Source organism: Metabacillus rhizolycopersici (assembly GCF_020075705.1).
In genome coordinates this window covers 1-22,157 of sequence record NZ_JAIQUM010000001.1, presented here as the reverse complement: position 1 = coordinate 22,157, position 22,157 = coordinate 1, and the positions used below count along the sequence as shown (strand labels likewise).

The 22,157-nt window shown below is 37.2% G+C and carries 22 protein-coding genes; 21 read left to right on the top strand and 1 reads right to left on the bottom strand.

Annotation, left to right across the window (positions count from 1 at the left end; translation table 11 throughout):
* The first annotated feature begins 86 nt into the window (after window positions 1–86).
* From K9V48_RS00110 to pyrE, 13 genes are all read left to right on the top strand, one after another.
* Entirely contained in the window at window positions 87–410 is a 324-nt protein-coding gene (locus tag K9V48_RS00110) for a TraR/DksA family transcriptional regulator (RefSeq protein WP_224136085.1), read from the top strand.
* A gap of 239 nt (window positions 411–649) precedes the next feature.
* Entirely contained in the window at window positions 650–1,114 is a 465-nt protein-coding gene (gene lspA, locus K9V48_RS00105; protein WP_224135718.1) for a signal peptidase II, read from the top strand.
* A complete protein-coding gene (locus K9V48_RS00100) occupies window positions 1,115–2,029 on the top strand; it encodes an RluA family pseudouridine synthase (RefSeq protein ID WP_224135717.1) in 915 nt (304 codons plus the stop codon).
* A gap of 237 nt (window positions 2,030–2,266) precedes the next feature.
* A complete protein-coding gene (gene pyrR / locus K9V48_RS00095) occupies window positions 2,267–2,812 on the top strand; it encodes a bifunctional pyr operon transcriptional regulator/uracil phosphoribosyltransferase PyrR (protein WP_224135715.1) in 546 nt (181 codons plus the stop codon).
* A 339-nt stretch (window positions 2,813–3,151) separates the two neighbouring features.
* Window positions 3,152–4,411, top strand: a complete 1,260-nt coding sequence (locus K9V48_RS00090) for a solute carrier family 23 protein (protein WP_224135713.1) — start codon at window positions 3,152–3,154, stop codon at window positions 4,409–4,411.
* A gap of 174 nt (window positions 4,412–4,585) precedes the next feature.
* Window positions 4,586–5,503 (top strand): aspartate carbamoyltransferase catalytic subunit, encoded by a 918-nt coding sequence (locus K9V48_RS00085; protein WP_224135711.1) that lies wholly within the window; start codon window positions 4,586–4,588, stop codon window positions 5,501–5,503.
* Window positions 5,487–6,776, top strand: coding sequence for a dihydroorotase (pyrC, locus tag K9V48_RS00080; RefSeq protein WP_224135709.1), 1,290 nt, complete (start codon window positions 5,487–5,489; stop codon window positions 6,774–6,776). The genes K9V48_RS00085 and pyrC overlap by 17 nt, the downstream gene beginning before the upstream one ends.
* The gene (locus tag K9V48_RS00075; RefSeq protein WP_224135707.1) at window positions 6,773–7,858 is read left to right on the top strand and encodes a carbamoyl phosphate synthase small subunit; all 1,086 of its coding nucleotides are present in this window, start codon (window positions 6,773–6,775) and stop codon (window positions 7,856–7,858) included. The genes pyrC and K9V48_RS00075 overlap by 4 nt, the downstream gene beginning before the upstream one ends.
* Window positions 7,858–11,070: a carbamoyl-phosphate synthase large subunit gene (gene carB / locus K9V48_RS00070; protein WP_224135705.1), complete on the top strand. Its 3,213-nt coding sequence runs from the start codon at window positions 7,858–7,860 to the stop codon at window positions 11,068–11,070. The genes K9V48_RS00075 and carB overlap by 1 nt, the downstream gene beginning before the upstream one ends.
* Entirely contained in the window at window positions 11,067–11,846 is a 780-nt protein-coding gene (locus K9V48_RS00065; RefSeq protein WP_224136083.1) for a dihydroorotate dehydrogenase electron transfer subunit, read from the top strand. The genes carB and K9V48_RS00065 overlap by 4 nt, the downstream gene beginning before the upstream one ends.
* A 2-nt stretch (window positions 11,847–11,848) precedes the next feature.
* Window positions 11,849–12,754, top strand: a complete 906-nt coding sequence (locus K9V48_RS00060) for a dihydroorotate dehydrogenase (RefSeq protein ID WP_224135703.1) — start codon at window positions 11,849–11,851, stop codon at window positions 12,752–12,754.
* 2 nt (window positions 12,755–12,756) lie between these two features.
* Entirely contained in the window at window positions 12,757–13,473 is a 717-nt protein-coding gene (gene pyrF, locus K9V48_RS00055) for an orotidine-5'-phosphate decarboxylase (protein WP_224136082.1), read from the top strand.
* On the top strand, window positions 13,470–14,102 hold the full coding sequence (pyrE, locus tag K9V48_RS00050; RefSeq protein WP_224135695.1) for an orotate phosphoribosyltransferase: 633 nt from the start codon (window positions 13,470–13,472) through the stop codon (window positions 14,100–14,102). Before pyrF ends, pyrE begins: the two co-directional genes overlap by 4 nt.
* Before the next feature lie 910 nt (window positions 14,103–15,012).
* Here pyrE and K9V48_RS00045 read toward each other — a convergent pair.
* A complete protein-coding gene (locus tag K9V48_RS00045) occupies window positions 15,013–15,306 on the bottom strand; it encodes a hypothetical protein (RefSeq protein ID WP_224135691.1) in 294 nt (97 codons plus the stop codon).
* Between the two features lie 610 nt (window positions 15,307–15,916).
* Between K9V48_RS00045 and K9V48_RS00040 the strand changes: the two genes are divergently transcribed.
* The 8 genes from K9V48_RS00040 to K9V48_RS00005 form a co-directional block, all read left to right on the top strand.
* Complete coding sequence (locus tag K9V48_RS00040) at window positions 15,917–16,618, top strand: phosphoadenylyl-sulfate reductase (RefSeq protein WP_224135689.1); 702 nt, start codon at window positions 15,917–15,919, stop codon at window positions 16,616–16,618.
* Window positions 16,619–16,630: 12 nt separating this feature from the next.
* On the top strand, window positions 16,631–17,698 hold the full coding sequence (gene cysP / locus K9V48_RS00035) for a sulfate permease (protein ID WP_224135687.1): 1,068 nt from the start codon (window positions 16,631–16,633) through the stop codon (window positions 17,696–17,698).
* A 51-nt stretch (window positions 17,699–17,749) separates the two neighbouring features.
* Window positions 17,750–18,889, top strand: a complete 1,140-nt coding sequence (sat, locus tag K9V48_RS00030) for a sulfate adenylyltransferase (protein ID WP_224135686.1) — start codon at window positions 17,750–17,752, stop codon at window positions 18,887–18,889.
* A gap of 13 nt (window positions 18,890–18,902) precedes the next feature.
* A complete protein-coding gene (gene cysC, locus K9V48_RS00025) occupies window positions 18,903–19,511 on the top strand; it encodes an adenylyl-sulfate kinase (protein WP_224135684.1) in 609 nt (202 codons plus the stop codon).
* A 63-nt stretch (window positions 19,512–19,574) separates the two neighbouring features.
* Complete coding sequence (cobA, locus tag K9V48_RS00020) at window positions 19,575–20,354, top strand: uroporphyrinogen-III C-methyltransferase (RefSeq protein ID WP_224135682.1); 780 nt, start codon at window positions 19,575–19,577, stop codon at window positions 20,352–20,354.
* Window positions 20,351–21,139 carry a sirohydrochlorin chelatase gene (locus tag K9V48_RS00015; protein WP_224135681.1) on the top strand — a complete coding sequence of 263 codons (789 nt, stop codon included), beginning with the start codon at window positions 20,351–20,353 and terminating at the stop codon, window positions 21,137–21,139. Before cobA ends, K9V48_RS00015 begins: the two co-directional genes overlap by 4 nt.
* On the top strand, window positions 21,120–21,620 hold the full coding sequence (locus tag K9V48_RS00010; protein WP_224135679.1) for a precorrin-2 dehydrogenase/sirohydrochlorin ferrochelatase family protein: 501 nt from the start codon (window positions 21,120–21,122) through the stop codon (window positions 21,618–21,620). Before K9V48_RS00015 ends, K9V48_RS00010 begins: the two co-directional genes overlap by 20 nt.
* A 182-nt stretch (window positions 21,621–21,802) precedes the next feature.
* On the top strand, window positions 21,803–22,157 hold a 355-nt coding region (locus K9V48_RS00005; protein WP_224135677.1), incomplete at its 3' end, for an SH3 domain-containing protein.

Sequence of the window (22,157 nt, the reverse complement as noted above, 5' to 3'; positions counted from 1 at the left end):
GGGATAAACTATGGTTACATCATGAGAATGATAAGGAGTTGTCCATCTTGAGTAAATTTTATGGAATCCGCTATGAATTGCAAGTGATGAAGGAAGAACTGCGAACAAGGTTATTTGATCACAGTTTGTTTGAGATGACTTGTGAAGACCATCAAGGTAAGAGTAGTACTTTGATGAATCATATTAAAGAGGAACTTCAAGATGTAGAACGAGCCTTAGTGAAAATTGATAAAGGAATTTATGGGTATTGTGAAGATACAGGTGAAGAAATTCCTTTTGAAAAATTAAGGGTACTCCCAACAGCTAGAACAATAGGTGATTTTTATTTTCAGGATTTATATGAACGAAAATCTCTTCCACAATACGATTATACTCATGAAGAAACGTTTATTACAGGTAGTGATTTTTAAGATGAATAATACGGTCAATTCTATATTATTGGCTCAAATGAATTCTCTTTTAAGGAGGTTGATTTGGGCTTACTTTAGCTTGTGCAAAAGAATAACCTAGAAACTTAGCCAGGAATTGTCCGTATAGATTAAGATATGTCGCGCTTTATAAACTTTACGCGATTCTTTCCGATATGGTACAATTCAAAAGGATAAATATCGAAGTATACTAATAGAATAAAGGAAAGTTGGGGAAGTTTGTGCTTTATTACATAATTGCAGTAATTATTATTGGGATTGACCAAGTGACGAAATGGCTAATTGTTAAAAACATGGAGCTTGGAGAAAGCATAACGGTAATCGAGAATTTCATCTATATTACTTCCCATCGTAATCGAGGAGCGGCCTGGGGGATTTTGCAAGGTCAAATGTGGTTTTTCTATATCATCACAACGGTCGTTATTATTGGAATTATCTATTATATTCAAAAATATACGAAGGAAAATAAGGTAATGGGAATTGCCCTTGGATTAATGCTAGGTGGGGCAATTGGTAATTTCATTGACCGTTTATTCCGTAAAGAAGTTGTCGACTTTATTAATACATACATTTTTTCATACGACTTTCCTATTTTTAATGTTGCTGATTCTGCGTTATGTGTGGGAGTTGTATTGTTATTTATTCAAATGTTGCTTGAAGGGAAACAAGAGAAGGAGAAAGCATAAATGGACATCATTGAATTACAAGTAAGTGAAGAACTTAAAGGTGAACGGATTGACAAATTTTTATCAACTTATAATGAAGAGTGGTCACGGTCACAAGTACAGCTTTGGATAAAAGATGGTTCTGTTAAAGTAAATGATCAGACTATCAAGACGAATTATAAATGTCAATCTGAAGATAAAATCGTTATCTCCATTCCTGACCCAGAACCATTAGATGTAGTGGCCGAACATATGGATCTTGATATATATTATGAAGATCAGGATGTTCTTGTTGTAAATAAACCAAAAGGGATGGTTGTTCATCCAGCACCAGGACATTTGAATGGGACACTTGTGAATGGCTTAATGGCACATTGCGATGACTTATCTGGAATTAATGGTGTATTAAGACCAGGGATTGTTCATCGCATTGACAAGGATACATCAGGCTTACTAATGGTTGCAAAAAATGATATGGCGCATGAATCACTAGTCGGACAGCTTGTTAACAAGACCGTAACAAGAAGATACAAAGCAATTGTTCATGGTACTATTCCACATGATAATGGAACAATTAACGCGCCTATTGGTCGTGATAAGGTTGATCGTCAAAGTATGACGGTTACGAATGTGAGTAGTAAAGATGCCGTGACACACTTTCATGTCATAGATCGTTTTGAAAATTTCACATTTATTGAATGTCAGCTTGAAACAGGAAGAACACATCAAATCCGTGTTCATATGAAATATATTGGCTATCCGCTAGCCGGGGATCCAAAATATGGCCCGAAAAAGACGTTACCTTTAAACGGACAAGCATTACATGCTGGAGTATTAGGCTTTATGCACCCTCGGACAAACGAGTATCTAGAGTTTGAAGCTCCTTTACCAGCGGAATTCGAGCAAGTGTTAGAACAAATGAAAAAAAATCGTTGACATAATGCTACAGGTTTGTCATAATTACTTTAATTAAATTAGAACCTTTAACACAGTCCCGAGAGACTGAGAAGGAAAACGGATAATAAGACAATAGTTTTTTAATGCTATGTTATTTTAACTATGTCTGCTTCGTAAGCCCTCTTATCTTTATCGGTGAGAGGGCTTTTCGTTTTTTAAAGGTAATTTTTATTCTAAAATTAGTTGGAGATTCTAGTCATGAAGGGAGATTCAATTATGTCACAAAAAGCAGTTGTATTAGATGAGCAAGCAATACGTCGGGCATTGACAAGAATTGCTCATGAAATCATTGAAAGAAATAAAGGAATTGAAAACAGTGTGCTAGTTGGAATTAAGACTCGTGGTATCCATTTAGCTCAAAGACTTGCAGAACGTATTGAACAAATTGAGGGAAAACAAATTGCAATCGGTGAACTTGATATTACTTTATATCGTGACGATCTGTCCAAAAAAACTAACGATCAAGAACCACTTGTAAAAGGTTCAGATATCCCTGTTGATGTAACAAATCAAAAAGTTATTTTAGTAGATGATGTTTTATATACAGGAAGAACAGTGAGAGCAGCAATGGACGCCCTAGTTGATATTGGTAGGCCAGCAAATATCCAGTTAGCAGTCTTAGTTGACAGAGGACACCGTGAGTTACCAATACGCGCTGACTATGTCGGAAAAAACATTCCAACATCGAGTTCAGAAAAAATAGTTGTTGAACTTCAAGAAGCAGACGGTCAAGATCAAGTAACAATATACGAAAAAGAATAGTACCTTTTAAGAATAGTCCAGAGAGGCTGCAAAGGGTAACATAAAGGCTCAATCGTGATGCGATTGACAGTCTTCATGTACCTCTTTGCGGCATAATTGGCAAAGAGGTTTTTTACATTTAATGGAGATTATCGGGCAGTAACCCCCTAACTGATGGAGGTTTCAATCTATCCAGAGTCGTGCTCCCTCTATGCAATCTAAACGTAATCAAAGAAGCGTAAGTAGGGGAAACTACTAGTATAAGGTGGATAGGTACAATTAAACATCCTACAGTTGGACGAAAAAACTCCACACACATGCACACTTAACTAACAGGAGCATCATAACGGAGGATCTAACATGAAAAAAGAACAAATCATACTAGATATAAATGATACACCGAAACCATTGACGTGGTTAACATTAAGCTTTCAGCACTTATTCGCGATGTTTGGAGCAACAATATTAGTACCATTTCTTGTCGGATTAGATCCAGCAGTTGCACTTATCTCCAGTGGTCTAGGAACAATTGCATTCTTAGTCATAACAAAAGGGCAAGTACCAGCTTACCTCGGATCATCGTTTGCCTTTATTACTCCGATCATCGTCGCAAAGGCCGCGGGTGGTCCTGGGGCAGCGATGGTAGGTAGCTTCATAGTAGGTCTGGTTTATGGAATTGTTGCATTAATTATTAAGGGTACAGGTCATAAATGGATTATGAAAATCCTTCCACCAGTCGTTGTTGGTCCGGTAATAATTGTTATCGGTCTAGGTCTCGCAGGTACAGCCGTAGATATGGCAACGTTGAATGGGGAAGAATATAGTTTACAGTACTTTTCAGTAGCATTAATCACATTGTTAATCACGATCCTATGCTCAATCTTTTTAAAGGGATTTTTCAACCTAATACCTGTACTAATTGGGATTGCAGGAGGCTATATTTATTCATTAGCAATTGGCATTATTGATTTTTCAACTGTAATAGCTGCTCCTTTATTTCAAATGCCTGAATTCATTATTCCATTTGTCGATTATTCACCTTCGATATCGCTTGAGATTATCTTATTGATGGTACCAGTAGTTGTCGTCACCATTTCAGAACATATCGGACATCAGTTAGTATTAGGAAAGATTGTAGGAAGAGACTATATTGAAAAGCCTGGTCTACACCGATCTCTATTAGGTGACGGTGTTGCATCTATGATCGCTGCACTAATAGGAGGCCCGCCAAATACGACGTATGGTGAAAACATCGGCGTATTAGCAATAACAAGAGTTTATAGTGTGTATGTTCTTTCAGGTGCAGCAGTTTTAGCGGTTATCTTTGGATTCATTGGAAAAATATCAGCATTTATTAGTACGATTCCAACACCAGTTATGGGTGGTGTATCCATCCTCCTATTCGGAATTATCGCATCATCAGGTCTTAGAATGATGATTGATAACAATATTGACTTAGGAAATAAACGCAATCTAATCATTTCATCAGTAATCTTAGTTATCGGAATTGGAGAAGCTACACTTAAGGTTGGTAATTTTGATTTACACGGTATGGCATTAGCAGCAATCATTGGAATCATCTTAAACCTTGTTTTACCAAATGAAAAAGAAATCAGTTAACAAGTAAATAAGATTTGCTTAAATCTTTTAATAAAAGTCCAGAGAGGCTTGAAAGGGTGTAAGGCAAAGATTAGGTATTCTAATACCTAATCTTTGCTCTACCATTAAACACCCTGATTATTACTAATTAGGGTGTTTTTTTAATAAAAAGGAATTTAAAGGAGTGGTTAATGGATGACAAACTTACTCACAATGAACCAGCTTACAATAGAGGAAATTCAATCGATACTAGAAGATGCTGAGCAGTATAGACTAGGTAAAGGTTGGATACCATCAGATATGAGGTTTGTCTCAAATCTTTTCTTTGAACCAAGTACAAGAACACGATTCAGCTTTGAAGTTGCGGAGAAAAAATTAGGCCTTCAAGTGCTGAATTTTACAGCTGAACAATCAAGTGTTCAAAAAGGTGAAACGTTATATGATACAGTGAAAACGTTAGAATCTATTGGTGCCAATGCTGTTGTCATCAGACACCAAGAAGATCACTATTTTGAGGATTTGATTGATAAGGTATCGATACCAATTATTAATGCAGGTGATGGCTGCGGTCACCATCCAACACAATCACTCCTGGACTTATTAACAATGAAACAAGAATTCGGTGGATTTCAAGGATTGACGGTCTCTATACATGGTGATGTAAGACATAGTCGTGTTGCGCGTTCAAATGCTGAGGTGCTTACAAGACTTGGTGCAACCGTCTTGTTCTCGGGTCCTCCAGAGTGGCAGGATTCTCTAAATCCAGTTGGAACGTATGTAGACGTTGAAGAAGCAATTGAAAAATCAGATGTCGTCATGCTGCTTCGAATTCAGCATGAAAGACACGATCAGAAAACAAATGCTGAAAATTACTTGAACGAATATGGACTGACAAAAGAAAGAGAAAAACGAATGAAAAAAGATGCAATCATTATGCATCCTGCTCCAGTCAATCGAGGGGTTGAAATTGACGGCGACTTAATCGAGTGCGAGCGCTCACGGATTTTTAAACAAATGGAAAATGGCGTTTTCATTCGAATGGCAGTATTAAAGAAAGTTTTACAACAAACCGAACAAAATCAGGAGGTAATTAAACATGGCATTTATTCTTAAAAACGGATTTATAGTTGATGAGTTAGGTGAGCTGAAACAGGCAGATATAAAAGTAGAAAACGGAACAATTAAGGAAATGGGGGAAATTCTTTCAACTGATGGGTGCGATGTAATTTCGATTGATGGACAGCTTGTTTCTTCTGGATTTATTGATTTACACGTACATTTAAGAGAGCCTGGTGGCGAGCATAAGGAGACGATTGCAACTGGAACCCAGAGTGCAGCTAAAGGCGGGTTTACAACAATCGCACCGATGCCAAATACGCGTCCAGTTCCTGACACAAAGGAACAAATGGAATGGCTCCAAAATCGTATTAAAGAAACAGCGGTTGTTAATGTCTTACCATATGCCTCGATTACAACGAATCAGCTTGGTGAAGAATTAACAAACTTTCAAGCATTAAAAGAAGCTGGTGCATTTGCATTTACTGATGATGGTGTAGGCGTTCAATCTGCGGGTAAAATGTTAGAAGCGATGAAACAAGCAGCAGCGATTGGCGCAGCGATTGTAGCCCATTGTGAAGAAAATACATTAATTAATAATGGTTCAGTCCATGAAGGTGAATTTTCAAAAGAACAAGGGATCAATGGAATTCCTTCAGTCTGTGAGTCTGTACATATTGCAAGGGATATCCTACTGGCTGAAGCAGCAGGATGCCATTACCATGTTTGTCATATTAGCACGAAGGAATCTGTACGTGTAGTGAGAGATGCGAAACGAGCTGGTATTAACGTCACAGCTGAGGTCACACCACATCATTTATTATTATGTGAAGATGATATTCCAGGTCTAGATACAAACTATAAAATGAACCCGCCTTTAAGAGGGAAAGCAGATCAAGCAGCGTTAATAGAAGGTTTACTTGACGGAACAATTGATTTTATCGCAACAGACCATGCTCCACATGCCATAGAGGAAAAAGATAAGGGTATGCAGTTAGCGCCATTTGGCATCGTTGGATTAGAAACGGCATTTCCATTGCTTTATACACACTTAGTTCTAACTGAAAAACTAACACTTAAACAACTTATCGATTTTTTAACAATTGAACCAGCAAAAGCATTTGGTTTAATAGGTGGAAAATTACAAGTAGGCGAGCGTGCGGATTTAACCGTTGTTGATTTAGAAACAGAAACAAAAATTGATCCAGAAACGTTCTTATCAAAAGGGAAAAATACACCATTTACAGACTGGGCTTGTAAAGGCTGGCCAACACTGACAATCGTAAACGGAAAGATTGTTTGGAGTAAAGAAGGAGGCATCACAGAATGAAAAGACAGTTAATTTTAGAAGATGGAACAATATTCTTAGGGGAAGCATTCGGAAGTGACGAAGAAAAAGTAGGAGAAGTTGTATTTAATACAGGAATGACAGGTTATCAAGAACTTCTTTCAGATCCGTCATATTGTGGTCAGATCGTGACATTAACATATCCATTAATTGGGAATTACGGAATTAATCGCGACGATTTTGAATCAATCACACCTTTTATTAATGGGTTTGTCGTAAAAGAATACTGCGATTTCCCTTCAAACTGGAGAAATGATTATTCTATCGATGAATATTTTAAAATGAAAAACATTCCAGGAATAGCAGGAATCGATACTCGTAAATTAACAAGGATTATAAGAATGCATGGAACCTTGAAAGGGGCAATTTGTTCTGCGGATGCAAATCCTGAAGAAATTATAGTTAAGCTTAAAGGAATGGAATTACCAACAAATCAAGTTGAGGTTGTTTCAACAAAGACTGCTTATCCAAGTCCTGGCCGGGGTTACCGTGTTGTTTTAGTTGATTATGGGATGAAGCACGGTATTTTAAGAGAATTAAATAAACGCAATTGCGATATCGTTGTTGTTCCTCATACTGTGACAGCGGAAGAAATCTTACAGCTAAAACCTGATGGAATTATGCTTTCTAACGGTCCTGGAGATCCAAAGGATGTACCTGAAGCAATTGAAATGTTAAAAGGTATTATTGGGGAAATTCCGTTGTTTGGAATTTGTTTAGGCCATCAATTATTTGCGCTAGCTTGTGGAGCTAACACGGAAAAAATGAAATTTGGACACCGTGGCTCAAACCATCCTGTAAAAGAACTTAGTACAGGTAGAGTCGATATCACATCTCAAAATCATGGTTATACAGTAAATGAGGAATCAATTGAAAAGACCGAATTAGAAATTACTCATGTAGCGTTAAATGATGGAACAGTAGAAGGTTTAAAACATAAACATGCTCCGGCATTTACAGTGCAATATCATCCAGAGGCTTCACCTGGTCCAGAGGATGCGAACGGATTATTCGATCAGTTTTTAGATATGATTAGAGTTAACAAGAAAGAAGGGGTTCTATAATGCCAAAACGTACAGACATTAATAAAATTTTAGTTATCGGTTCAGGTCCAATCGTCATTGGTCAAGCAGCAGAATTTGACTATGCAGGAACACAAGCATGTATCGCTCTTAAAGAAGAGGGATATGAAGTTGTGTTAGTCAACTCAAACCCAGCAACAATTATGACCGATACGGAAATTGCCGACAAAGTTTATATCGAGCCCCTTACTGTTGAATTTTTAAGTAATATTATCAGAAAAGAGCGCCCAGATGCCCTAGTTCCTACACTTGGAGGCCAAACAGGTCTAAATTTGGCTGTTGAGCTTGCTGAATCAGGTGTTTTAGAAGAATGTGGTGTTGAAATTCTTGGAACGAAGCTTTCTGCTATTAGGAAAGCTGAGGACCGCGATCTTTTCAAAACATTAATGAATGAATTAAATGAGCCAGTACCTGAAAGTGATATTATTCACAACCTAGAAGAGGCATTTGCTTTTGTTGAGCAAATTGGTTACCCAGTCATCGTTAGACCAGCTTACACATTAGGTGGAACTGGTGGTGGAATATGTGAAAACGAAGAAGAGCTAATTGAAATTGTGACAAGTGGTTTGAAAAACAGCCCAGTTACACAATGTCTCCTAGAAAAAAGCATTGCTGGATTTAAAGAGATTGAATATGAAGTTATGCGTGATTCTAGCGACCATGCCATCGTCGTATGTAATATGGAAAACTTTGATCCAGTAGGTGTGCATACGGGTGATTCCATCGTTTTTGCACCGAGTCAAACCTTAAGTGATCGGGAATACCAAATGCTACGTAATGTATCGTTAAAAATTATCCGTGCTTTAAAAATTGAAGGTGGCTGTAATGTTCAGCTCGCTCTTGATCCAAATAGTTTTCAATATTACATCATTGAGGTAAATCCTCGTGTAAGTCGTTCTTCAGCGTTAGCTTCAAAAGCAACTGGCTATCCAATTGCAAAGCTTGCAGCGAAAATAGCGGTTGGATTGACATTAGATGAAATGGAAAACCCTGTTACAGGAAAAACGTATGCATGTTTTGAGCCTGCACTTGATTACATCGTATCAAAAATTCCTCGTTGGCCTTTTGATAAGTTTGAGTCAGGGAATCGTCATTTAGGTACGCAAATGAAGGCAACCGGAGAAGTTATGGCAATCGGCCGTACACTTGAAGAATCATTCCTTAAAGCGGTGCGTTCACTAGAATCAGATGTTGATTATTTACGTCTTAAAGATGCACAAACCTTCACAGATGAATTGATTGAAAAACGAATTCGTAAAGCAGGGGACGAACGATTATTTTATATCGCAGAAGCACTAAGAAGAGGTGTGACAAAAGAAACGATTCATGAGTGGAGCAAAATTGATTTGTTCTTCCTAATGAAAATTGAAAAAATTATCACGTTTGAGAAAACGATTAAAGAAAATCCTTATGAACTAACAACTTTACAAAAAGCGAAGGAAATGGGATTTGCAGATAGTGAAATTGCCAACCTTTGGAACACGAAAGAGCGTGAAGTATACGATCTTAGAAAGCAAGCAAATATTATACCTGTATACAAAATGGTTGATACATGTGCAGCAGAATTCGAATCAGCAACACCATATTTCTATGGTACGTTCGAAGATGAAAATGAATCAATCGTAACTGATAGAGAAAGCGTCATTGTATTAGGATCAGGACCAATCCGAATTGGTCAAGGTGTAGAGTTTGATTACGCAACGGTTCATTCGGTGTGGGCGATTAAGGAAGCAGGATATGAAGCAATTATTATCAACAACAATCCAGAAACTGTCTCAACTGACTTCAGTATTTCTGATAAGTTATATTTTGAGCCATTAACGGTTGAAGATGTCATGCACATCATCGATTTAGAAAAACCAAAAGGTGTAGTCGTTCAATTCGGTGGACAAACGGCGATAAATCTAGCGAGTGAGTTGCAAGCTAGGGGCGTTAAAATTCTTGGAACTACTCTTGAAGATCTTGATCGTGCCGAAGATCGTGATAAATTCGAGCAAACGCTTGAAACATTGGGAGTACCACAGCCACTTGGAAAAACGGCAACGTCTGTAGAGCAAGCGATAAAAATCGCCAACAAAATTGGCTATCCAGTATTAGTACGCCCATCATACGTATTAGGTGGTCGTGCAATGGAGATCGTGTACCAAGAATCAGAACTTTTACACTACATGGAAAATGCCGTAAAAATCAACCCACAGCATCCTGTGTTAATCGATAAATATTTAACAGGGAAAGAAATTGAGGTGGATGCAATTTCTGATGGAGATACTGTTCTGATTCCGGGGATTATGGAGCATATTGAACGCGCTGGTGTGCATTCTGGTGACTCGATTGCTGTGTATCCGCCACAATCTTTATCTGAAGAAATAAAGAATAAAATCGTTGATTATACAATTAAATTAGCAAAAGGGTTAAATATTATTGGACTTTTAAATATTCAATTTGTATTATCTAAAGGTGAAGTTTACGTACTTGAAGTAAACCCACGTTCAAGCAGAACGGTACCATTTTTAAGTAAGATTACTGGTATCCCAATGGCGAATCTAGCCACAAAAGTAATCTTAGATGCAAAACTTGAAGAGTTAGGTTATGAAACTGGCCTATATCCTGAAAGGGAAGGTGTATTTGTAAAAGCACCTGTGTTCTCATTTGCAAAGCTTCGTAATGTTGATATCACATTAGGACCTGAAATGAAATCAACTGGTGAGGTTATGGGTAAAGATATAACGTTAGAAAAAGCTCTTTACAAAGCATTAGTCGCATCAGGAATTCAAATTAAAAAACATGGTTCAGTTCTCCTTACGGTTGCGGATAAAGATAAAGAAGAGGGACTAGAAATTGCAAGAAGATTCCATCATATTGGCTATCAAATTCTAGCAACGACTGGAACAGCGGATTATTTAAAATCATTCAATATTCCAGCGAAAGTTGTCAATAAAATTGGTGCTGAAGAACCAAATTTATTGGATGTCATTCGCAAAGGTGAAGCACAGTTTGTTATTAACACTCTAACAAAAGGTAAACAACCTGCAAGAGACGGTTTTAAAATTCGCCGTGAATCAGTTGAAAATGGCATTCCATGTTTAACATCATTAGACACAGCAGATGCAATCTTACGAGTTCTTGAATCAATGAATTTCTCAACAGACACAATGCCTAAGAAAAAAGAAAATCTTGAGGTGAGCTTAACATAATGAAAAAAGAAATGATGACCGTTACGGCACATCAAGAAATCGCTAACCACATTTTTCAACTAACGCTACAAGGTAATCTTGTAGCGTTAATGGGAAACCCTGGTCAATTTGTTCATCTAAAGGTATCTGAAGGTACGACACCATTACTTAGAAGACCAATTAGTATATCTGAAATTAATCAAGAAAAAAAACAATTCACGATGATCTACAGAGCAGAGGGAGCTGGAACACAGCTCCTCTCTAAAAAGAAAGTTGATGAGTTTGTCGATGTTTTAGGACCATTGGGAAATGGATTTCCAGTTAGTGAAATCGAAAGTGGGCAAACAGCGTTATTAGTTGGTGGTGGTATTGGTGTTCCACCATTACTAGAATTATCGACTCAACTAGTTGCTAAAGGTGTTCATGTTCAGCATGTATTAGGATTTCAAACGAAAAGTGCCGTATTTTTGGAGCAGGAATTTTCTGCGCTCGGAAAGACAATTATTACGACAGATGATGGATCCTATGGATATCAAGGCTTTGTAACGAATGCAATAAAAGATCATGAGCTTCAATTTGATACAATGTATACGTGTGGTCCAACACCAATGTTAAGAGCGCTAGAAAAGCTACATGGACATAAACCATTATTTTTATCGCTTGAGGAAAGAATGGGATGTGGCATTGGTGCTTGCTTTGCTTGTGTTTGTCACACAGGAGATGATCCAACTGGTACAAGCTATAAAAAAGTATGTAGTGATGGTCCTGTGTTCAAGGCCGGAGAGGTGGTTTTATAATCATGTTACAAGTTGAATTACCTGGATTATCACTAAAAAATCCGATTATGCCAGCATCCGGTTGTTTTGGTTTTGGAAGAGAATATAGTAAGTTTTATGATTTAAGTAAGCTTGGTTCCATCATGATTAAAGCGAGCACGCAGGAACCGCGGTTTGGAAATCCAACTCCACGTGTAGCGGAAACCGAAGCAGGGATGCTTAATGCAATTGGGCTCCAAAACCCAGGAGTTGAAAAAGTAGTCTCTGAAGAGCTTGTCTGGCTTGAACAATTTGATGTACCTATTATCGCAAATGTCGCCGGTTCACAAATTGATGACTATGTATTTGTCGCCGAAAAAATCAGTCAGTCGAAAAATGTTCATGCGCTTGAATTAAATATTTCTTGCCCAAATGTTAAAACAGGAGGGATTGCGTTCGGAACAATTCCAGAAGTTGCTGCTGAATTGACTAGAGCTGTAAAAGAGGTATCAGCAGTACCTGTTTATGTAAAGCTTTCACCAAATGTTGCAAATATAGTTGATATGGCAAAAGCAATTGAACAAGCTGGTGCTGATGGTTTAACAATGATTAATACACTGATTGGAATGAGACTTGACATAAAAACAGGTAAACCTGTTATTGCAAATAAAACGGGTGGGTTATCAGGTCCAGCGATTAAACCTGTTGCGATTAGAATGATTTATGAAGTAAGCCAGGTTGTGAATATTCCAATTATTGGGATGGGCGGCGTTCAATCAGTCGACGATGTGATTGAGTTTTTATATGCTGGTGCAAGTGCTGTTGCTGTAGGGACAGCAAATTTTGTCAACCCATTTGTCTGTCCAGAAATTATTGACCAACTACCTAGCAGATTAAAAGAACTTGGATTTCAGCATGTTACAGAATGTATCGGAAGGAGTTGGAAATAATGATTGAAAGACCTCTTATCATTGCCCTTGATTTTAAGGATCGTACAGAAGTTGATGATTTTTTAAATCATTTTCATGATGAAAAATTGTTTGTGAAAGTAGGAATGGAGCTTTTTTATCAAGAAGGCCCAGCGATTATTTCACATATTAAACAACTCGGTCATGCTATTTTTCTTGATTTGAAACTGCACGATATTCCAAATACGGTCAAACAAGCAATGCGTGGTTTGGCTAAATTAGAAGTTGATCTTGTCAATGTTCACGCAGCAGGTGGTAAAAAAATGATGGCAGCTGCGATTGAAGGCTTAGAGGCGGGAACACCAGAAGGAAAACAGCGTCCAGCATGTATTGCAGTAACGCAGCTGACAAGTACATCACAAGAAATGGTGGAAGACGAACTTTTAATAAACGAAAATTTAGATCATGTTGTACTTCATTATGCTAAAATAGCTAAAGAAAGTGGCTTAGATGGTGTTGTTTGTTCAACACATGAAGTTGAAGTACTAAATGAAAATCTCGGAGTGTCGTTTATTACGGTTACACCAGGAATCCGAATGAAGGACGATTCTGCAGATGATCAAACGCGAATTGCAACTCCTGAACAAGCCCGTCGTCTTGGTTCGACTGCAATCGTTGTTGGTCGCAGTATTACGAAGCAGGCAAATCCATATGAAGCATATATGAATGTGAAAAAAGCTTGGGAGGACACAGTAGAATGAAACAAACAATTGCAAAACATCTATTAGAAATCAAGGCGGTCTATCTACAACCAAATGAACCATTTACATGGTCAAGCGGAATGAAGTCACCAATCTATTGTGATAATCGCTTAACATTATCCTATCCGGACATTCGCACTCAAATAGCAGAAGGTCTTTCAAGTTTAATCAAAGAACACTTCTCTGACGTTGATGTTATTGCAGGTACAGCTACAGCAGGGATTCCACATGCGGCTTGGGTGAGTGACAAATTAAATTTGCCAATGTGTTATGTACGAAGCAAAGCAAAAGGACACGGAAAAGGCAATCAAATTGAAGGTCAAGTAAAAGAAAACCAAAAGGTCGTTGTAATTGAAGATCTTATCTCAACTGGAGGAAGTGCTATTACAGCAGTAGACGCGCTTCGTGCAGCAGGGTGTGATGTACTCGGCATCGTCTCCATTTTCACTTACGGCCTTGCAGCTGGCGAAGAAAAGCTAAAAGAGGCAAATGTTGCTTCAAAATCATTATGTGATTATGATACATTAATTGAAGTAGCTGCTAAAGAGGGCTATGTAAGTGAGCAAGATCTTAACAAGCTCAAAATGTGGAGAGAGAATCCTTCATCAGAGGCTTGGTTAGCAAACTAGACATATTATAAGCAAGATTAATTGTTTCGGATAAATTACGTAAAGTCAACATTACATACAAGGGAAGCCACTTTCAAAAAATACAAAGGGTTCCTAACAAAAAGACGTGTGAATTGACATACGTCTTTTTGTTATTTATGAAGGATTATCGGATATATTGACATTTATTATATTGCAAAAATTTTAAAGGCTGTTAATCAAAATGATGTTTGTTGTCTTATAAAAATACTATGCAATTATTTGTGCCAATTCCAATGTATCCGAAAACCACCGAAAAGAGAGAAAACGGTAACGAAAGAGTCGTAAATGTGCCCGATACTGCTGCTAAAGAGAGAAAATGGTAACGAAAGAGTCCCAAATATGTGCTCGATACCGTCGCTAAAATACGATAACGGGTAACCAAAGGTAATTACTGTAATAAAAGGTCCTCAATTGCTACTGAAATAAAGATTTCACGAGACCACATATTCCTAACGATTCTTTATCAATTGATGAATACTCCCGCCACTTAATTTCTAACGAAAATTTGAAGTGGGGGTTTCTAATGTATCGAACATTTCTGAACGCTTAACGTTAGTGGAGTTGACACAATGGTGTGCGATAAACCCCCAACCCCTCTATCCCATTGGTCTTGCCGCTGCGACTTCTTTTACAGCTTATTGGGTTCACACAATTGTATGCCTCGGCTGTTATATTTGGCTTGAACATTTTACGTGAAAGAGCTTTTTTTTCTTCCACAACCTTCTATGTTCAGTTGTCAATGAACAATCTGTACAGGAATATTGCACCATGCGAACGAATGTTTCTCTACATAAAAAGGCAATTCACCCCCTCCCTACTCATTGGGCTACGCCCTTCACATTCCTTGAGGAAGGGGGACTCTTGTCTGAAACTGATAGAAAGGAGAAAATTACTTCACGTTAAGGTGCGGTAAATTAGTAGCCAGTATTACGAAGGAAATGATTGCTACTGACAAGAAGCATCCTATATATACAGGATAAAACCACTTGTCCGGAATTTTTACTTTTTCTAATGCACTCCACATGCCAATTCCGAGTAAGGCAAATAGGTAGGAACTTTTCATCGTTTTTAATTCAAATAGTAAAACCTTGTTAGGCTTATCAATGAATACATGGGTCATACAAAGACAAAATAGATAAAATTCACAAATGATTCCAAAAATATGTATGAGAAATGTTCCCATCTCATCACCCCCTTAAATTCTTTCACAATAGTACTAGTTTACGAGAGAGGAACGAAATAATTCCTCTAGTTTCATTTGCTAAAGGGATTTGTAAAGAATCGCGTACCATTTTAAAAAAACTGAATATGTATAACATGTGAAAAGCTCAATAAATAAAGTAGGAATTAGTTGTATAATTTGGTAATTATAGAATTAAAAAATAATTAATCCTATAAGCAAAGTCGGGTTGACTTTTGGTCGAATTGTGTTAAAATTTTGAATTAATAGCGAAATATAAGTCAAGAAATGTGAAAGGAAAAACCTTGAGAAACTCTGAAGCACACTAACAGATACAGTTCTAGTTTCAGTGAAATTGTCACCAATTTAGTAAAAGAAGGGGACTGGTCGTCATTGAGTATGGAGGCATTTACCTGAACTAGGATCAAGTTAAATGAACCGAGGGGTTTGGTTGTAAATCGCAATTTTTTGGCAATATTTTAGTTTATCCTAAAAAGAATTCAGTTTTAAATTCAAACTAAAAGGTTCATTATGGGGGTTATTCCGACTATTAACCTGCGAATAAATGGGTTTTAATCTGGATTTTCTACTCCAAAAGAAAGAGGTGAGTATTTTGCTAACTTATGATAGTTGGACTGATTCGATTGAAGATTTTGCTGTAGATGATACGTATAAAGGTGCACTGAATGCTCTTAAGTGGGCATATGACGAGTATGGTGAAGAAGTTGTTTATGCATGTAGCTTTGGAATTGAAGGGATTGTTTTAATCGATTTAATTTCGAAAGTAAAGCCTGATGCGAAAATTGTTTTTTTAGATACGGATGTTCATTTTAAAGAAACGTATGAGTTAATCGATAAAGTGAAGGGGAAATATCCTGCACTAAATATTGAATTAAAAAAACCAAAGCTTACGTTGGAAGAGCAAGCTAAAACATTTGGTGATAAGCTTTGGGAAACAGCTCCAAATAAATGCTGTGACATCCGAAAAATCATACCTTTAAACGAAACTTTACAAGGAAGTGCAGCATGGATTTCTGGATTAAGACGTGAACAATCAGAAACGAGAAAACATGTGAATTTTATAAATAAGGATGAACGCTTTCATTCTGTCAAGGTGTGCCCACTAATTCATTGGACGTGGAAGGATGTTTGGAGATACGTTCATAAAAATGACTTAATCTATAATCCTTTACATGACAGAGGATATCCAAGCATCGGTTGTTTTCATTGCACAAAGCCTGCTATTGATGAAAATGATTTAAGATCTGGCAGATGGTCTGGGCAAGGGAAAACAGAATGTGGCCTCCATCAATAAGGGGGAGAATCGATGTTTGAAATTGTTGCAATTGTCATTAGTTTCTTCTTTGCGATGAATATTGGTGCAAGTGGGGCTGCTGCTTCGATGGGAGTTGCTTATGGATCAGGGGCGATTTTACGACCTAGAAATGCCTTGATTTTATGTGCGATAGGGGTTATTTTAGGAGCAGTAATCGGCGGAGGAGAAGTTGTCAAAACGATAAGTTCAGGAATCATTCCACCGTCACTTATGTCAATCAAAATTGTTGTTATCATCCTCTTTTCAGCAACTTTTTCGCTTTTTTTAGCAAATTTATTAGGAATACCTCTTTCGACGAGTGAGGTAACGGTCGGTTCAGTAGTTGGTATAGGTATTGCCTATCAAACTTTATATGTGAACAATTTATTATGGATTGTTATGTTTTGGGTAATCGTACCAATTGTTGCCTTTGTCATTGCCTTTATTTTTATTAAAGTATTTCATTCTTTAAAGTTATCAGAAAAGTATTCATTCCAAGGGAAGGTTATTACCTATCTACTTGTGTTTGCGGGTTTTTTTGAAGCATTCTCAGCAGGAATGAATAACGTGGCAAATGCAGTTGGTCCGTTAGTGAGCGCTGGACTTATGACTGTTTCCAATGGAACGTTATATGGTGGCATTTTTGTTGCACTAGGTGCACTTACCTTAGGCCGTCGTGTGCTTGAGACAAACGGTAAGAAGATTACAAGTTTTTCTAAAATCGAAGGAATACTCATTTCAGGTACAGGTGCAACACTCGTAACGATTGCATCGATTTTTGGAATCCCAGTGCCACTTACGCAAATTACAACCTCTTCTATATTAGGTATTGGAATTGCCAAATCAGGCACAAATGTGCTCCAACAAAAAATCGTAAAAAAGATGTTAATGGTTTGGATGATTTCCCCGTTAATATCGCTAACAATGTCATATACATTAGTTAAGTTGTTTATCGAAACAGACCTCTATACGATTATTGTTTTAGGTAGTCTTTTACTAGCGACAATCGGCGCACTTTATTTAATGAAGGTAAGTAAACAAGAAAGACGTGTAGTGCACGAAGAGGGTGGGGGAATTTAATTTTAATTCCTATTTCATTTAGTGTATTTATAAGATTAGGAGGAAATATAGATGAGCTTACTTCCACATGGGGGAACATTAATTCAAAAATTAACTTTAGGGGCAAATGTTTCACATATTCAAAAGGAAATTGAACTTGATGCAATCGCATTAAGTGATTTAGAGTTAATCGCGATTGGTGCGTATAGTCCAATTGAAGGCTTTTTAACAAAAGAAGATTATGAATCTGTTGTCGAAAATATGAAATTGAAAAATGGTTCTGTTTGGAGCATACCGATTACTTTACCTGTAACAGAGGAAAAAGCTTCAACTTTATCGATCGGTGAAGAGGTTCGACTTGTAGCAGACAATGTTACATATGGGACAATCATTGTAGCAGATATTTTCACACCTGATAAGCAAAAAGAGGCAGTAAATGTATATCGTACAGATGACCTTGCGCATCCAGGTGTGAAGAAAATGTTTGAGCGCGGTGATGTGTATGTTGGTGGCGAGATAACACTAGTTCATCGTCCAGAAAAGAAATTTGCAGATTACTATTTTGATCCAAAAGAATCAAGAGCGAAATTTGCAGAGCTAAATTGGAAAACAATCGTTGGATTCCAAACGCGAAATCCAGTTCACCGTGCACATGAATATATCCAAAAAACAGCTTTAGAAACTGTTGATGGATTATTCTTAAATCCACTCGTTGGGGAAACAAAGTCTGATGATATTCCAGCACATATTCGGATGGAAAGCTATGAAATTTTATTGGAAAATTATTACCCAGAAGACCGAGTTCATCTTGCAGTATTTCCTGCTGCAATGCGTTATGCAGGACCACGAGAAGCAATCTTTCATGCAATGGTTCGTAAAAACTACGGCTGTACACATTTCATTGTCGGAAGAGACCATGCGGGTGTTGGTGATTATTATGGTACGTACGATGCACAGGAAATTTTCTCAAACTTTACAGCTGATGAACTAGGAATTACACCTATGTTTTTTGAACATAGCTTTTATTGCACAAAATGTGAAGCAATGGCATCTTCAAAAACATGCCCACATGGTAAAGAGGATCGCGTGATTTTATCTGGTACAAAGGTTCGAGAAATGCTTCGTAACGGGGAATTACCTCCAAGTACGTTTAGTCGTAAGGAAGTTGTCGAAGTGTTAATTAGAGGGATGAAAGAAACAGTTAACTCATAAGGAGGTCATAGTTATGGCGACGAATAATATCGTGTGGCACGATACTTCTGTTACAAAAGAAGAGAGAAGAACGAAAAATAACTATCAAAGCTATGTGTTATGGTTTACAGGCCTTTCAGGATCAGGGAAATCAACATTAGCAAATGCACTTGCAAGATATTTCTTTGAAGCTGACATTCAAACATATGTACTTGATGGAGATAATATCAGACATGGTTTAAATAAAGACTTAGGTTTTACTGATGAAGACCGTAAAGAAAACATCCGTCGTATTGGTGAAGTATCAAAGCTATTTGTTGATAGTGGTCAAATCGTTTTAACTGCATTTATTTCACCGTTTCGTGAAGATAGACAACAAGTGAAAGACATTCTTTCAGATAATGAATTTTTTGAAGTATATGTGAAATGTTCATTAGATGAGTGTGAAGTCCGCGATCCAAAAGGGTTGTATAAAAAAGCTCGAAACAATGAAATAAAACATTTCACTGGAATTGATTCTCCGTATGAGGAACCAGTAAATCCTGCTATAATAGTAGATACAGAAACACAAACAGTTGAAGAATCTATTAAACAAATAGTTAATTTTTTAGTTAATAAGGGATTAATTAAGGAACTTTCCTAATGATATTCGAGCGTGGCATAGTTTTTAGAACATAGCAAAAAATAGAGAAGGGGGGCGAAGTCGATGGCGAAGGTTTTTCTAGTAGGAGCAGGCCCTGGCGATGAAGATTTATTGACAATCAAGGCGTTAAAATGTATCCAAAAAGCCGATGTGATTCTTTACGATCGATTAGTAAATAAAGAGATTTTAAAACATGCGAAAAAAGATTGTGACTTAATTTATTGTGGGAAATTGCCAAACTTTCATATGATGAAGCAAGAAACGATTAATCATTTTTTAGTCAAGTATGCGAAGAATGGCAAAATTGTAACAAGGCTTAAAGGTGGAGACCCATTCATATTTGGCCGGGGTGGAGAAGAAGCTGAAGCCTTGGCTATAAACAAGATCCCCTATGAAATTGTACCAGGTGTAACAGCAGGAGTAGCAGCATCTGCATATGCTGGTATTCCTGTCACACATCGTGACTTAAGTGCAAGTGTAGCCTTCGTAACAGGTCATCGGAGGGAAGGTGCTGACGAAGAAACCAAATGGGAATCGTTAGCAAATGGAATTGACACATTAGCGATCTATATGGGTGTAAGCAATCTCCCGTATATTCAACAAATGCTTGTGAAGTATGGTAAGGATCCGAACACTCCAGTAGCAGTTATTCACTGGGGTACGACAGATGTCCAAAGAACTGTTACCGGTACACTGGAGAATATCTATGATCGAGTAAATGAACAAAATATTTCCAATCCTAGTATGATTATTGTTGGTGAGGTTGTAAGATTAAGGGATAAGCTTAGCTGGTATGAGGAATTGTTAATGGAAGATACTCATGAAGAGGTACTTTCTATATGAAACAAGCAGTATTATATATTTGTCATGGTAGCCGTGTTCCAGAGGCTCGCACGGAAGCGATACATTTTATTGATAAAGTAAAGCCAAAAGTACATGCTTCTATACAAGAAGTGAGTTTTTTGGAATTGGCTGATCCATCAATTGAGGTTAGTTTTTCAAGATGTGTGGAGCAAGGAGCAACACATATTGCGGTGGTACCTTTGCTTCTTTTAACTGCATCACATGCAAAAAGAGATATTCCGAAAGAGTTAGCACATATTATGGAGAAGTATCCTGATATTAGGGTAACATACGGTAAACCAATTGGGGTCGACAACAAGCTAGCGTATATGCTCCAAGATAAAATGAATGAAAAATCTGAAATTCAACCTTCATCGATAGCAATCCTTGTCGGAAGAGGAAGTAGTGATCAAGATGTGGTTCGTGATCTAAATGAAATTTCATCGATCCTTTATAAAAAATCGAACCTAGGACAAGTTTATCCTTGCTTTCTAACGGCTGCAACTCCTAAGTTTGATCAACTAATAGAGGATATTTTTCATTCGAATGAAAAATCAATTTATGTGATACCTTATTTAATTTTTACTGGATTATTAAAAAGAGAAATCGATCAAACAATTAAAAAATATGATTGGGGAAATCGTCACATCGAAGTGTGTTCATATCTTGGGCCACACCCGATCTTGCTTGATTTATTTTTAGAACGAGTAAACGAAGCCATTCTTAATAAGGATGATAAGTTTACTTTTCGTAAAGGATTGAATGATGCTTCCACTACATTTTAAAGTAAAAGATAAAAACGTACTTGTTGTTGGGGGCGGTAAGATTGCTCTCAGAAGACTTCGTCTATTTTTAGAGGAAGGTGCAAGAATAACAGTAATTAGTCCAGATGTGGTCCCAGAAATAGCGGAATTATCGAAAGCAGATAAGCTTAATTGGCAGGCAAAAAAGGTAGAGTTAGCAGATTTGAAAGATGCCCTTTTCATCATAGCTGCAACCAACGATTCAGCAGTAAATGAATGGATTGCTGAAAATGCAAGTGAAAATCAACTTGTGAACGTGGCTAGCAATGCGAATAAAGGAAATGTAATAGTTCCAAAATCGGTAAAGAAGGGAAGGCTAACCTTGTCTGTTTCAACTAATGGAGCAAGCCCAACACTGGCTAAGCAAATTTGTGAGCAACTTTCTAAGCAATTTGATGAGCAGTTTGTCAATGAATTGGAACAAATGTATGAAAATCGTGCGAACAGGAAACGAAATAAGTAAAAATGGATGAACTCATTTTGAGTTCATCCATTTTTCATTTTTATATTGATTCTTCCTAATTTCAACAAAGTTTACCAATTTTACTTACAATATATGATAAGATAAATTTAATCATACTTTTATAGGTTGATAGAGTGTGAAAATACATAAAATAGTAAAAATTTATTAGTCAGGAGGAAGGTATGAAAAGGGTATTATTACCTACTTTTTGTTTTGCAGTATTGTCTACAGTCGCATTTGAAGAAGAAGCATTTGCGACACAAACTGAAACTGTTGCAAGTGAAAAGGCGTTTAAAACAACAGTTAAATATGTAAATATTAGTAGTGGATTTCTAAACTTACGAGCAAGTACTTCAACGAGTGCAAATGTTTTGGCAACTTTAATAAAAGGAACCGAAGTAACAGTGTATTCAGAAGCAAATGGCTGGTCAAAAATAAAGGTAAATGGAAAAGAAGGCTATGTGAGTTCAAGTTATTTAACGTCAACAAAACCTCGAACAAGCACGGCTTCACCATCGACACCACCAGCACCAACTC

Excerpts from the sequence above, each read along its gene's own strand:
- carB (WP_224135705.1), top strand. The coding sequence starts at position 7,858 with ATGCCAAAACGTACAGACATTAATAAAATTTTAGTTATCGGTTCAGGT.
- sat (WP_224135686.1), top strand. The coding sequence starts at position 17,750 with ATGAGCTTACTTCCACATGGGGGAACATTAATTCAAAAATTAACTTTA.
- pyrR (WP_224135715.1), top strand. The coding sequence starts at position 2,267 with ATGTCACAAAAAGCAGTTGTATTAGATGAGCAAGCAATACGTCGGGCA.
- K9V48_RS00110 (WP_224136085.1), top strand. The coding sequence starts at position 87 with ATGAAGGAAGAACTGCGAACAAGGTTATTTGATCACAGTTTGTTTGAG.
- K9V48_RS00015 (WP_224135681.1), top strand. The coding sequence starts at position 20,351 with ATGAAACAAGCAGTATTATATATTTGTCATGGTAGCCGTGTTCCAGAG.
- K9V48_RS00045 (WP_224135691.1), bottom strand. The coding sequence starts at position 15,306 with ATGGGAACATTTCTCATACATATTTTTGGAATCATTTGTGAATTTTAT.
- pyrC (WP_224135709.1), top strand. The coding sequence starts at position 5,487 with ATGGCATTTATTCTTAAAAACGGATTTATAGTTGATGAGTTAGGTGAG.
- cysP (WP_224135687.1), top strand. The coding sequence starts at position 16,631 with ATGTTTGAAATTGTTGCAATTGTCATTAGTTTCTTCTTTGCGATGAAT.
- pyrE (WP_224135695.1), top strand. The coding sequence starts at position 13,470 with ATGAAACAAACAATTGCAAAACATCTATTAGAAATCAAGGCGGTCTAT.
- cobA (WP_224135682.1), top strand. The coding sequence starts at position 19,575 with ATGGCGAAGGTTTTTCTAGTAGGAGCAGGCCCTGGCGATGAAGATTTA.
- K9V48_RS00075 (WP_224135707.1), top strand. The coding sequence starts at position 6,773 with ATGAAAAGACAGTTAATTTTAGAAGATGGAACAATATTCTTAGGGGAA.
- K9V48_RS00060 (WP_224135703.1), top strand. The coding sequence starts at position 11,849 with ATGTTACAAGTTGAATTACCTGGATTATCACTAAAAAATCCGATTATG.
- K9V48_RS00010 (WP_224135679.1), top strand. The coding sequence starts at position 21,120 with ATGCTTCCACTACATTTTAAAGTAAAAGATAAAAACGTACTTGTTGTT.
- K9V48_RS00100 (WP_224135717.1), top strand. The coding sequence starts at position 1,115 with ATGGACATCATTGAATTACAAGTAAGTGAAGAACTTAAAGGTGAACGG.
- K9V48_RS00085 (WP_224135711.1), top strand. The coding sequence starts at position 4,586 with ATGACAAACTTACTCACAATGAACCAGCTTACAATAGAGGAAATTCAA.
- K9V48_RS00090 (WP_224135713.1), top strand. The coding sequence starts at position 3,152 with ATGAAAAAAGAACAAATCATACTAGATATAAATGATACACCGAAACCA.
- cysC (WP_224135684.1), top strand. The coding sequence starts at position 18,903 with ATGGCGACGAATAATATCGTGTGGCACGATACTTCTGTTACAAAAGAA.